The organism is Solirubrum puertoriconensis (assembly GCF_001483135.1).
GTDB lineage: Bacteria > Bacteroidota > Bacteroidia > Cytophagales > Hymenobacteraceae > Solirubrum > Solirubrum puertoriconensis.
Window position 1 is genome coordinate 643,767 of the sequence record NZ_LNAL01000006.1, and the last position, 13,104, is coordinate 656,870.

At 58.0% G+C, this 13,104-nt stretch carries 10 protein-coding genes; 6 read left to right on the top strand and 4 right to left on the bottom strand.

Annotated elements, in window-relative coordinates:
* The first annotated feature begins 20 nt into the window (after positions 1-20).
* The 5 genes from ASU33_RS07640 (at position 21) to ASU33_RS07660 (ending at position 7,188) form a co-directional block, all read left to right on the top strand.
* Positions 21-1,205, top strand: a complete 1,185-nt coding sequence (locus ASU33_RS07640) for a lysophospholipid acyltransferase family protein (protein WP_059069857.1) — start codon at positions 21-23, stop codon at positions 1,203-1,205.
* A gap of 246 nt (positions 1,206-1,451) precedes the next feature.
* A complete protein-coding gene (locus ASU33_RS07645) occupies positions 1,452-2,456 on the top strand; it encodes an alpha/beta hydrolase (RefSeq protein ID WP_059069859.1) in 1,005 nt (334 codons plus the stop codon).
* A 176-nt stretch (positions 2,457-2,632) separates the two neighbouring features.
* Positions 2,633-3,124, top strand: a complete 492-nt coding sequence (locus ASU33_RS07650) for a phasin family protein (RefSeq protein WP_059069861.1) — start codon at positions 2,633-2,635, stop codon at positions 3,122-3,124.
* 104 nt (positions 3,125-3,228) lie between these two features.
* Entirely contained in the window at positions 3,229-4,911 is a 1,683-nt protein-coding gene (locus ASU33_RS07655) for an ABC1 kinase family protein (protein WP_059069863.1), read from the top strand.
* Between the two features lie 126 nt (positions 4,912-5,037).
* Positions 5,038-7,188 carry a hypothetical protein gene (locus ASU33_RS07660; protein WP_149867100.1) on the top strand — a complete coding sequence of 717 codons (2,151 nt, stop codon included), beginning with the start codon at positions 5,038-5,040 and terminating at the stop codon, positions 7,186-7,188.
* Between the two features lie 73 nt (positions 7,189-7,261).
* Here the strand turns inward: ASU33_RS07660 and ASU33_RS07665 are convergent, their stop codons facing one another.
* Positions 7,262-9,010: a phospho-sugar mutase gene (locus ASU33_RS07665; protein ID WP_059069867.1), complete on the bottom strand. Its 1,749-nt coding sequence runs from the start codon at positions 9,008-9,010 to the stop codon at positions 7,262-7,264.
* Between the two features lie 203 nt (positions 9,011-9,213).
* Here ASU33_RS07665 and ASU33_RS07670 point away from each other — a divergent pair, with 203 nt between their 5' ends.
* On the top strand, positions 9,214-9,396 hold the full coding sequence (locus tag ASU33_RS07670; RefSeq protein WP_059069869.1) for a hypothetical protein: 183 nt from the start codon (positions 9,214-9,216) through the stop codon (positions 9,394-9,396).
* 101 nt (positions 9,397-9,497) lie between these two features.
* Here ASU33_RS07670 and ASU33_RS07675 read toward each other — a convergent pair whose 3' ends face one another.
* The 3 genes from ASU33_RS07675 to hppD form a co-directional block, all read right to left on the bottom strand.
* Entirely contained in the window at positions 9,498-10,478 is a 981-nt protein-coding gene (locus ASU33_RS07675; RefSeq protein ID WP_078062962.1) for a LamG-like jellyroll fold domain-containing protein, read from the bottom strand.
* 215 nt (positions 10,479-10,693) lie between these two features.
* A complete protein-coding gene (locus ASU33_RS07680) occupies positions 10,694-11,677 on the bottom strand; it encodes a LamG-like jellyroll fold domain-containing protein (protein ID WP_059069873.1) in 984 nt (327 codons plus the stop codon).
* 212 nt (positions 11,678-11,889) lie between these two features.
* Positions 11,890-13,023 carry a 4-hydroxyphenylpyruvate dioxygenase gene (gene hppD, locus ASU33_RS07685; RefSeq protein ID WP_078062963.1) on the bottom strand — a complete coding sequence of 378 codons (1,134 nt, stop codon included), beginning with the start codon at positions 13,021-13,023 and terminating at the stop codon, positions 11,890-11,892.
* Between the last annotated feature and the right edge of the window lie 81 nt (positions 13,024-13,104).

Genomic DNA, 13,104 nt, shown 5'->3' on the forward strand with positions numbered 1-13,104 from the left:
TTCGTAGTGCCCCCGTTCCGATGTCCTCGGCCACCGTACCTGCAGCCTCTACCCAGCCGCCCAACTCGGCCGCCATTCGGGCCAATCAGCACATCTACTACGATTACTACGACCAGGACTTCGTGCGGGCCCTCGACGAAAACATCCTGCAGCTGCTCGACCGCGTCTGGTTTCGTTCCGAATTGGTCGGCTTCGAGGAAAATTACCCCGAGCGCAACAACCCGCACCGGCCGCTCATTTTCTGCTCCAACCACTCGGGCATGGCTTTCCCCTGGGACGCCATTGTGGCCCTCTCGCACCTTTACCGTCGCGTACCGCACGAGTCCGATTTGCCCCGGCCGTTGTCGGCGCCCTTGCTCAGCCAATCGGCCCTGATGAACCCCTTCCTGCTCCGCGACTTCTGGAAGCGGGCCGGCTGTGTGGATGCCACCACGCTGAACTTCGAGACGATGATGTACTACAACGAACACAACCTGATGCTGTACCCCGAGGGGGTGCCCGGCATCGGCAAGGGGTTCAACCGTAAGTACCAACTGCAGCGCTTGGCTAGCAGCATCGTGCGCCTCAGTATTCAGCACAACACCGATTTGGTGCTGTTTTCCACCGTCAACGGCGAGTACCTCAACCCCGGCGCCTACAGCTGGGATTGGCTCAACAACCTGAGCAAGAAAATCGGCATTCCGTTTTTGCCCGTTACGCTGCTGCTCATCGGCATCATCCTGCAGCCCTGGATGTTTTACATGGCTTTTCCGGCCAAGCTCACCTTTGTGCTAGGTAGCCGCATACGCCCCGCCGATTGGGTAGATAAACCCTTCGACGAGCTTACCCGCGAAGACTTTGTAGACCTAGCCGAGCGCGTGCAGAAACAGATGCAGCTAGAGCTTGATGACGCCGTGGCACGCTACGGGCAGCAACCCTACTGCTTGGGCGAGCTGTGGCAGCGCATCAAGCAAAACTGGCGCTACTTTCCGTTCTTTCTGCCGCCATTCTGGCCCATGTTGTTTCATGAGTTCGAAAGGCAATATTCCAAGAAGGGGCGTAAGCATTTTCGCCTGAAGCTCATGGGTTTTGGTACCACGATGCGGCTGCTGTGGCGTAACCCGTTTGTTATTAATTTCTTTATACCGATCCTGGGCTGGATACCCATAGCTATCCGGGGATACTACAAAAACCGCATTGGGCAAAAGCTACCCGGCCAGCGGTAGCGGCTGCATGTAAGCAGGGAGGGGCTGTTAGTAGAAAATTTCTAAGAACGCGGGAGAGTACAATACCCTCCAAAAGCACTATATTTTCAACTCAACACGAGCGGGTTGCGTACTCAGGATAGCGTTTGCTTTTGAGTGCACAAGCGCAGTTTCGAGTTAATTATTAGTCAGTTAAGCTCTTCGAATGCAGGCCCGCATAGCTGGTCTGCTCGCCCGCCCTGCGCTACCCACCTGCTTTTTCTTCCCATGCCTTCCTTTCAGCATCAGCTGGTCAAAACCTTGCTTTCGGCAGCAGCCGGGCCCATTGCCCGTCGGCGGCCTACCATCAATACCTTGCGCCTAGGGCTAGAGCTCAGCACCCTGCTGCAGTTTATGCCTTGGAATGTGCACTTCGAGCGGGCCGACACGGGCACTACCGGCGTGGTGGCCGAGTGGATTGAGCCCGACGGCGCCGACCGCAGCCGCGTGCTGCTGTACCTGCACGGGGGCGCCTATGTAATGGGTTCCCTCAACACGCACCGTGGTTTTATTGGCGCCTTGGCGCAGCACTGCGGCCTGCGCGCCCTATCGGCCGATTACCGCAAAGCGCCCGAGCACCCTTTTCCGGCCGCGTTGCACGATGCCGCCGCCGCTTGGCAATGGCTGCTCAGCCAAGGCTACCGCCCACAGGATATCATTTTAGCTGGTGACTCGGCCGGTGGCGGTTTGGTGCTGGCCCTGATGCTGCACCTGCGCGAAGCTGGCTTGCCCCAGCCCGCAGCTGCCTTGTGCCTTTCGCCCTGGAGCGACCTAGCCATACCAGGTGGCGCCGCTTACAACTCGGGCAAATTGCCCGATGAGGCCAAGCTGGTGGAGGCACTCGAAATAAAAGCATGGGGTCAGCAGTACGCCGGCAACACCCCGCTTACGCACCCCATGCTCTCGCCCTTGTTTGCCGAGCTGCACGATTTGCCGCCGTTGCTGCTGCAAGTATCCGATGGCGAATTGCTGTACCCCGATACTCTGGCTTTGGCTGCAAAAGCGCGTGCAGCCGGTGTGCCCGTAACCCTGCAAACCTTCGAAGGATTGGTGCACTGGTGGCACTTGTTTTGGCGCACCGTGCCCGAGGCGAAAGTGGCCTTGCAGCAGGCCGCCAATTTCGTGCAAGGCGTGTGGCGCGCCCAGACCGCTGCTGGGCAATTGCTAACCCCAAAACACCTAGGCGCACGTCGGCCAAAAGCCGTTCGGACGGTGGCCAGAGCGGCGGCTTAGCTGGCGCCAAATACACGAGCTAATGGTTGAGAAAAATCATGCAAAAAATTGGTGCTCAATCATCCGCGAATATTTACCTTTTCGTAGGTTTGTGACAGGTAGTCGGCATGCATACTATTTTGGGTTTGCCTCACCAGCCGCGCCGGTTTTAGTTAACCTCAACCATTTCTCAAGTCATGGAAGACCTGTTTAAGAAGTTCATCTACGCTGGCGTTGGGTTTGTTTCGCGCACCAACGACCGGGTGCAGGACACTATCAACCAGCTGGTGCAGGAAAACAAGCTCTCGCAAAAAGAGGGGCAGAAAATCCTGAATGAGCTGCAGAAAAACACCGACACCAAGCGCAAGGAGTTCGAAACCCAAATCAACAGCATTGCCAAGCGCGTGATGAAGGGCATGGGTGTAGCTTCGAACTCGGAGGTGGAAGAGCTGAAGAAAGCCGTGAAGGGCACCGGCAGCAAAACCGCCAGCACCGCTACCAAAGCTTCGGGCACCACGGCCACGGCCAGCAAAACCAAGAGCACTACGGCTAAAAAAGCTGAAAGCACGACAACTGCTGCTCCTGCTAAAAAAGCCGCTACGGGCGGTAGCAAAAGCAGCTCGAGCAAGAAATCGAGCACTTCGGCTGCTACCGGCAGCACCGCTGCTACCGCTACCGACAACGCATAAGTTTGCACATGCACTTGCATAGCCCCGCCGGCCCTAGGTCGGCGGGGCTTTCTTTTGCGCAATAGCAACTGGACCGCGCCCGATTTTTTCCGATTTTGGCGACAATGTTCAAAAACACGATTACCAACCTCGGTCGCATTAGCCAAGTGGTGGAGGTGCTGCTGCGCTATGGCTTCGAAGATGCCGTAACCACCACCGCACTGCGCCGGCTGGTGCCCGAGCGGCAGCGCCGCAGCTGGCAGCACGGCTCGCAGTCGGTATTCGAGATGTCGCGGTGGGAGCGAGTGCGCATGGTTATAGAGGAGCTGGGCCCCACGTTCATCAAGCTGGCGCAGGTGCTCAGCAACCGCGCCGATTTGCTGCCCCAGCCCTTGGTTGATGAATTTGCCAAGCTGCAGAGCAGCGTACCACCCTTCGACAGTACCGTGGCCCGCCAAATTGTGGCGCAGGAGCTGGGCCGCCCCATCGAGGAGGTGTTCAGCGAGTTCGACGACGTGCCCCTAGGTTCGGCCTCCATTGGGCAGGTGCACCGCGCCCGCCTGATAGAGGGCGACGAGGTGGTGGTGAAGGTGCAGCGCCCCGATGCGCGCGACAAAATCACCACCGACCTCAGCTTGCTGCGCGAGCTGGTGCGCCTAACCGGTGGCTACTTGCGCCGCCAAGGCATCAGCAACCCGCAGGACATTGTGGAGGCCTTCGAGCGCAGCATGATGCAGGAGCTCGATTACACCTCGGAGGCGCGGGCCATGGAGCAGTTCCGCAAGCTCTACGCCGAGTACCACACGTTTTACGTGCCCGAGCCGCACCGCAACCTCAGCACGGCCAAGGTGCTCGTCATCGAGTTTATCAGCGGCTGTAAAATCACTGATAAAGACCAGTTGCTGCGCTGGAACCTCGACCCCGCCACGGTGGCCGAAACCGGCATGGATATTTACCTGACGCAGATTTTCGAGTTCGGGATTTTCCACGCCGATCCGCACCCCGGCAACGTGCTGGTGCGCCCCGATGGCAGCATTGTGCTCATCGACTTTGGCATGGTGGGCCGCCTTACTAAGCAGCAGAAGTACGCGTTTGCGGGCGTGTTCATTAGCATGGGGCAACAAGATGCCCGCGGCATGGCACTCAACTTCCGGCGACTAGCCCTTACCTCGGATATCCGCGACATGCGCTCCTTCGAGGCCGAGTTGCAGCAGCTCATCGACGACTTTACTGGGCTCGATGTGAAGGAAATGAGCATGAGCGCCCTAGCCGAGCGCCTGCAAGGTGTCATCTACCGCTACAAGCTGCAAGTGCCCGGCTCGGTGTTCTTGATTTTGCGGGCGTTGGTAATCCTCGAAGGCATTGGCAAGGTGCTACACCCGGCTTTCAACACCTTTGAGTTTGTGCGCCCTTATGGCCGCCGGCTGATTTTGGAGCAGTACTCCATGAGCAACATCAGTGCCGAGCTGCAGTACACCGGGCAGCAGCTGCTGGCCCTCATGTACACGCTGCCCACCGATTTGCGCCAGATTGTGCGCAAACTCTCCAAAGGCGATTTGCGCGTGCAGGCCCAGCTTTCGGGCTACGCGCCGCTGCTCAGCACCGCCGAGAAGCTGGTATCGCGCACCATAATCACACTGCTGGCGGTAGCGTTTCTGTTGTTCTCGGGCTTGTCGTTGCTTGGTAATTACCCGACTGGACAAATGCCTTATTATCGCGGCCTGCCAGCCGTAACGTGGTTTGGATTAGGTGCCACGGCATTTTGGCTGATGGTGTTGTTTATCATAACCATCAGAAAGGAAAAGTAGAACTGTTCCGCCCGCCGATGCTTTTCACTTTTTCAGGAGCATTTCATTGCAGCAACGCCGCAGGGCCATGAACTTTGCACCCGTATAGCCCGGCCGGATACATCGGCCGCGTTTGGGATCTGCACTGTGCGTTTTTGTACTGTTTTTCGTTTGCTCGGCGCCCTGTTGGGGCTGTTGTTCTTGACTCCGGTTACCGCCAAAGCGCAAAGCGCGCTGCTGCGCGATGTAATCATTCGCACCGATACGGCCTCGTACCAGCTCAGCCGGAACACGGTGAACGTGCAAGGCGAACCGACACTGTTTTTCTGGTTTCGGCGCGACGATGAAACCGTGGAATTGCGCTTGTTACCTGAGAGCAAGCTGCCTGGCCAAAAACCCTTGCGCCTGCGCCGCTCCGCTGATTTTCAGCAGCTCGATTCGCTCACGCTCGAAGCTGACGGCACGTACCGCACCCGCCTGAAATTTCAGGACCTCACGAGCAGCCAGTTCATCCGGTTGGTGGTGGAACAGCCCGCCGATGCACCGGGCCAGGAGCCTTGGCGTGATGTGGTGCCTTTGCTGCCCGTGGCACGTACTACGGTATCTGTTCGCCGCACCGATGATGAGCTGTACGTTGGCGAGGAGAAGGTTTTAGAGCTGAACAGCTCAAACCCACGCAACGTGCGCGCTACCGGCGAATGGGTGCGCGGCGAAGATTTCGATTACCGCATCGTGCGCGAGCAAAACGGCACTTTGCGCCTGCACGTGCTACCTAACCAGCTCGGCCGCAAAGCCCTAGGTGTGCGACTGCAAACCGAGCGCCCGCAGCTGCTGAGCGGTGGCAAGCTCAGCTACCAGTTGCCACTGCTGCGCCAGGAGTTTACAGTAAAAGCCTCGCGCCTGCGCTTTTTGTCGCCCGATAAGCGCAGCATTACGCTCGACGACCTAAGCCGCCGCCGGGGGGTGGAGCTGATTTTGGACAACGGCCGCGCGTTTGAGCTGCGCCGTACCTACCGCCTCGAAGACCAGGAAGAGCCCGGCGGAGCACTTATCGCCGAGCTCTACACGCGCCAGTACCTCAGCAACGACCGCGTGCTCTGCTACCTGCGCCCTTACAACACGCACCGCCAAACCGAGGGCTACCTCTACATCAAGCAAAACGACCAAGCGCAGTACGTCACCAACCTCGATATTACGCCCAAAACCACCATTACCAGCGTGCAGGTGCTGCACCGCGGCGGCGACTGGACGTCGTCGCTCAACGTGAGCCCCGGCGAAACCGTGGACGTGCGCCTGGAAGGGGAGGGGCTGCAGAAAGCGCGCTTTCACCTCGAAGATTTGCAGGTAATTCCGTCCGATTCCTCGGTACGTACCGAGTCGAGGGTAGTGCTGCGGGTGCAGGTGCCCGTAACGTTTGATAAGCGCAAGAGCACCATTCTGAACGCCGGGCAGCCCACCGGCTATGCGCTTACGGTGCGCGAATTTCAGCGCCCGCACCCGCTCGATTTTGTGTCGGTGAGCTACGGCGAATCGTCGCGGCCGATTACGCGCCTTAATGGCCCAGTGCTGTACGAGCATACCATCCGCGACGTGGTGTTCAACTTCAACACAAATGGCATCGATACCGAAAAGTCGCTCTATGGCAAGCAGTTTCTGAGCTTTGAAATACGCACGCTCAACAGCAAAGGCGAACTAATTGAAATTCGCAACGTCGAGAACGTGGTTATCTGCCCCGGCGACAACTCGCCCCGCGCCGCCTTTTACCAGGATAAACAATGCCGCACCGACCCGTTGAGCCTCAACAGCCTCCTAGGTCGCAAAACCTACGACCTCGACGAGTGGAGCCGCATTGTGGTTGTGGTGCGCCACCAAGCCGCGCAGTACAGCGAACCAGTTTCCACGCAAACGGTTGAGCTGGTGCTTAAGCGCAAGTTCAAGTTTGACATCGACGTGAGCTTCCCGGCCGGCTTGCTTACTAAGCGGATGAAAGAAACCGGGTACAGCTCGTTTGGCGGTATTTCGCTGGCTACGCTGGCGCAGTTTAGCTTCTATCACCCCGAAAAAATCAACCGCCTGCGACCGTACAAAGTGGGTGCGGGCTTTGTGGCCATCAACGCCTTCAACCTCAGCTCCGACCCTAATGCCTACCGCGACCTAGGGTTGGTGGTGTTGGGCTCGGTGTACCCCACGCGCCGCGAGGCTAAGCTCACCTTCCCGTTGTACCTAGGCGGTGGTTACCTGCTCTCGAAGAAAGACTGGTTCTTCCTTCTGGGGCCGGGTATTGGGGTGCGACTATAATTGCCTAGTTAGCAATAAACTGCAACAAAAAGGCCAGCTATACAGCTGGCCTTTTTGTTTGATGCTACACTGCTTACTGGAGTTGCATTTCCTGAATGATCTGCTTAATGCGGCCATCCAGCTGCTGCTGGGCTTGCTCGAAATCGGCGCCGTTGCCGAAAGGCTGCTTCAGGCTGAAGTAGAACTTGATTTTAGGCTCGGTACCCGAGGGGCGGGCCGACACCTTGGAGCCATCTTCGGTGAGGAACTGCAGCACGTTGCTACGCTCCAACTCAATGGACTGCTCTTGGCCGGTGCGCAAGTCGCGGGCAACTTGCTGCTGGTAGTCGAGCAGCTGCACCACGGGAGAGCCACCTAGGGTGGCGGGCGGGTTCTGGCGCAGCTGGGCCATCATTTCCTGAATTTCCTCGGCGCCGCGCTGGCCTTTCTTGGTCAGCGAAATCAGATCTTCTTTGTACAGGCCGTAGGTGCGGTACATCTGCACCATTTCCTCGTACAGGGTGCGGCCTTGGTCTTTGGCAACGGCGGCCATTTCGGCAATCAGGCAGCAAGCCGAAACGGCGTCTTTGTCGCGTACGAAATCGCCGATCATGAAGCCGTAGCTTTCCTCGCCGCCGCCGATGTAGTAATGGCCTTCGTTGCGGGCCTCTAGGTCGCGGATGATGCCGGCGATGTACTTAAAGCCGGTGAGCGTTTGGTAGGAGCGGATGCCGTAGTGCTTGGCCACGTCGCCGAGCACGTCGCTCGTCACGATGGTGTACACAATGTAGTCCTTTTCCTGATCGAGCTTGCCGGCTTGCTGGCGGGCCGATACGAGGTAGTGCGTAAACAGCGCGGCGGTTTGGTTGCCGTTCACGAGCACCCATTCGCCCTGCGTGTTCTTCACGCCGATACCCACGCGGTCGGCGTCGGGGTCGGTGGCAATTACGATGTCGGCGTCGAGCTGCTTGGCTTGGTCGAGGGCCATTTGCATGGCTACTTTCTCCTCCGGGTTCGGCGACTTTACGGTGGGGAAATTGCCATCGGGCGTGGCCTGCTCCTGCACAATGTGGATGTTGTCGAAGCCGAAGCGCTGCAGCGCCTTGGGCACCATGGTAATGCCGGTGCCGTGCAGCGGCGTGTACACGATTTTGAGGTCGTGCTGGCGCTTAATGGCATCGGGGTTGATGCTCAGCTTAGCCACCTCGCCTAGGTACGCGTTGTCAAGCTCTTCGCCGATGATGTGAATGCGCGATGAATCGGCCGCGAACTTCACTTCGTCCACGGAGTGGATGGCGTTTACCTCGCGGATGATGTTTTTGTCGTGCGGAGCTACTACCTGAGCGCCGTCGTTCCAGTACACTTTGTAGCCGTTGTACTCCTTGGGGTTGTGCGAGGCCGTAACCACGCAGCCGCTGTGGCAGCCTAGGTGCCGGATGGCGAAAGACAGCTCGGGGGTGGGGCGGAGTGCCTCGAATAGGTACACCGTAATGCCGTTGGCCGAGAAAATGCCGGCTGCGGTTTCGGCGAAGGTGCGCGAGTTCAGGCGCGAGTCGTGGGCAATGGCCACCTTGATTTCTTCGCCCGGAAACTGCTGCAGCAGGTAGTTGCACAGGCCCTGCGTGGCCATACCTAAGGTGTAGCGGTTCATGCGGTTCGAGCCCACGCCCATGATGCCGCGCAAGCCGCCGGTGCCAAACTCCAGGTCGCGGTAAAAGGCGTCGCTCAGGGCTTCGTCGTCCCCGGCTTCTTGCAGGCGGCGGATTTCGGCCTTGGTTTCGTCGTCGTAATTGCCGCTAAGCCAGGTGCTGATTTTTTGCTGGATGTCAGAAGAGAGAGGCATAAATGCGAAAGTTCGGGTGGCGTTTGTACGTCAAAGAAAAAGGAAGTTTGAATACAGAGAAGCTTGATTAGGATAAAGCTCACATTATCATGCGATTGAACTAGGTTCGGTTTTTTGCGCACTTGCAGTAGTCAAAGCAGCAACGCCTAGGCATGCTGGCTTGGCTGCTCCGCCGCCGTTCAGTTCTTTTTCCATTACCCGCTATGAAAACAATTCACCGCCTGGTTAGCCTGCTCATGTTTATGTTGCTGGCCTTGCTCGTAGCCCTGCCTTTTGCCGTGGCATTTGCCCAAGCACCTGCCGAGCGTGGTCAGCTGGCCGTTCAAGCTACCACCGAGCAGCAGCGTGTCATTGCCCAAGCTTCAAGTGTGTCTGATAAGCAGTAACCGCTTGCTGCAGCCCTAGGTAAGGCAACTCGGTAGTAACACCAACGGCGCCGAAGCAAGTAGCTCCGGCGCCGTTGTAGCTTGCTTTGCTGTGCTGGAGCTTACTGCACCACCATGGTGCGCGAAACGGTTTGCCCCTCGGTAGTAAGTTGGTAGCGGTACAGGCCGCTGCGCAACGAGCCGCGGAATGGCACCGTGTAGGTACCGGCGGCGCGTTTCTCGTCGAGGAGCGTGGCTACTAGCCGGCCGGTTACATCAAGCACGGTTAGGCGTACCGGGGCGGCGCGCTGCAGCGTGAAGGTGATGTTGGTTTCGTTGCGGAAAGGGTTGGGGTAGCTGGGTTGCAGCGTAGCCTGTGCTGCCTCTGTGTTTTTGCGCGAGCTGGTAACAACTGACGTTACGACTGTTGGGTCGCTGTCGTCGGCAGCGGCGCTGGTACCTAGGGTGCCAACGGGGCCGCCTGCCACTTGGTTGGCTACGGTTTGGCCCGTTACGTTTTCGAATTTGTAGTAAGCCAGCAGCGTGGCGGGCGCAGTGGCTACCCCGCTTTGCATATCGTTCAGGATTTGCCCGCTGCGGTCGTCCTTCCACACCATCACCTCGTCGATGTAGCCTTGCCAGCCCGTGTCGCCAGTATTGTGGCCAATGCCGAGGGTGTTTACGGTGGGCAGCGTCCAGGGAGCTTTCGTGGAGGTGCCTACTTGGGTGCCGTTCACGAATAAGGCGCCGTTGGTGCCGTCCCAGGTGTATGCTACGTGCGTCCAGGCGCGCATTGGCACGCGGCCACCCGAAACCACGTTGTACAACTCCAACTGGCCCTGGCTATTTATGCCAAACCACGGGGTGTCGTCGCCGAATTCCATAATGGTAAACCGGCCGGTGCCACCCGAGTACGAGGTGCCGGTGTAGTACACCCATGCTTCCATGGTTACGGCGCCGTTGGGAGCCTGCAAGGGTACGGTTACTTTCGAAGATTTGCTGCTGGTAAAGCCCAAACAATGGCCGCCTTGTTGAGCGAATGCACCGAAGCTAAGGCCGCTACCCAGCAGTATGCCGAGGGCGGTGCGGAGAACTGTTTTCATAGTGGTGGAGAGCTGTATTAAGAAATGACTGATGATACTGAACTCCACAGAATAAAGTTTAATGTTGTCTTATAATAATATAAAGCCTCGTTGTACAATCCCTCGTTTGCAGCACGAAATCCACTCACTATTTTCTGAAAAGTACCATACCTATCAAAAAAGGATAAACCCCGACCATTGCTGGCCGGGGCTTACCCAGTACGGAGAAAAGGTGTTTACTGAACTACCATGCGCTGCGTGTGGCGCTGCCCATCAAAGGTTAACTGGCACATATACACCCCCGCCGATAAGTTGCCAAGTGGTAGCTGCGCGGTATGGCTGCCTGCGGGTTTTACTTCATCAAGAAGGGTAGCTACTTCTTTGCCCGTAGCATCGAGCACCGATAAGCGCACGTGCCCACTGCGGGTAAGAGAAAAAGGGACGGAACCTTGCCCCACTACGGGGTTGGGGAAAGTGGGCTGCAGCTTACCTAGGGCCACTTCGGAGCGCGGCCGGGTGCTGTTTACCACCGCCGAGGTGAAGATGGGGTCGTTCGGTTCGGGAGCGTTGGTGCTGCCCAATACCCCGTGGGGGCCCAACGTGGCTTGGCTCATAGCCGCCTGCCCCGTGCTTTCATCAAACTTAAAGTAGGCCAGCAGGGCCGGGCTACTGGTGTTGTTGCCGTTTTGCCGGTCGCTCTGGATTTGGGCGGGCGTGCGGGCCACGTTCCATATCATCACTTCATCCAAGTAGCCTTGCCAGCCCGTGTCGCTCGAGTGGTATCCTATGCCCATGGTGGTGCCGGTAGTGGGCGGCGCAGTGGTGGAGAATTTTACCTCGTTGCCATCAATATAGAGGCGGCTGGTGGTACCGTCCCAGGTGTAGGCCACGTGCGTCCAGGTGCGTACGGGTACGGTGCCGCCGATTACGGTATTGTACACCTGCAGCTCGCCCGTCTGATTCACGCCAAACCACGGCGCATCGTTGCCGAACTCCATAATGGTGTTGAAGATACCGCCGTTGACAAAGGCAGTGCCGCTGTAGTACACCCACGCTTCCAGGGTAAACGGGCCCGCAGGCGCATTCAGGTTCACGGATACTTTGTCTGATTCGGCGCTGGTTAGGCCCAGAAAGTTGCCGCCGCGCTGGGCCTGGCTGCTCAGGCTGAGGCCAGTACCTAGGACGGTAAGCACACAAGCTTTGCGGATAAACTGCTTCATGGAGTAGGTTGAAATAGGTTGGTCGAATTAGTCGGGATGTGGGGCCGCGCTTGCCCTATATAGAAGCTGTAAGTGCGGTTACCTAGGGCCAAAGCACGGGGATAGTCGCCTGCTCGTCAATAACATAATTGTGTGGTAGGGCGCTTGCCGGGCACAAAAAAGCCCCGGCTACCTAGGCAGCCGGGGCTTGTTGCGTGGGCAAAATGCCCTTATTACAGGTTGCCGCGCAGGGCTTGTTCGCGCTCAATGGCTTCGAACAAGGCCTTGAAGTTGCCCTTGCCAAAGCTCTTGGCGCCTTTGCGCTGGATGATTTCGTAGAATACGGTGGGGCGGTCTTCTACCGGCTTCGTGAAGATTTGCAGCAGGTAACCTTCGTCGTCGCGGTCGACGAGCAAGTTCAGCTCTTTGATGGACTGCAGGTCTTCGTCGATGTGGCCCACGCGCTCAAGCAGGTCGTCGTAATAGGTGTCGGGTACCGTCAGGAACTCCACGCCGCGGCGGCGCAACTCCGTTACGGTGGTCCGGATGTCGTGCGTAATCAGCGCCATGTGCTGCACGCCGGCATCGTGGTAGAAATCGAGGTATTCCTCAATCTGCGACTTTTTCTTGCCTTCGGCGGGCTCGTTGATGGGGAACTTCACGAAGCCGTTGCCATTCGACACCACCTTCGACATCAGCGCCGAGTACTCCGTCGAAATGTCGTCGTCGTCGAAGGTGATGAGCAGTTTAAAGCCCATCACGTCCTCGTAAAACTTCACCCACTGGTTCATCTGGCCCCAGCCCACGTTGCCCACGCAGTGGTCGACGTACTGCAGCCCCACCGGGTTGCCCTGCGGAACGTTGCTCTTGCGGGCTACAAAACCAGGCAGGAAGGGCCCGTTGTACTTGGAGCGCTCCACGAAGGTGTGAATGGTTTCGCCGTAGGTGTAAATGCCCGCTAGCGTAACCTCGCCGTTAGCATCGGAAATGGTGTACGGCTCGAAGGCCGGCTTGGCGCCGCGCTTGGTGGTTTCCTCGAATGACTTGCGCGCGTCGTCAACCCACAAGGCCATTACCTTCACGCCGTCGCCGTGCTTGGCTACGTGCTGGGTAATGTCGGAGTCGGGGAGCAGCGAAGTGGTAAGCACCAGCCGGATTTTATTTTGCTGCAGCACGTACGAAGCACGGTCGCGTACGCCCGTTTCGGGGCCGGCATAAGCTACCAGCTCAAACCCAAACGCCGCCTGATAGAAATAGGCCGACTGCTTGGCGTTACCGACGTAAAACTCAATGTAATCGGTGCCGTTTAGAGGTAGGAAATCAGCGGTAGCGGGAGTGGCCGCGGCGGCCGGTGTCATCGTTTCCATACGCAGGAGCGGGGGGTCGGGTGGTAAAACGGGTGTCGGGAATACTTTCGTAAAAATACTGTTTCAGGGTAATTTGTGCCC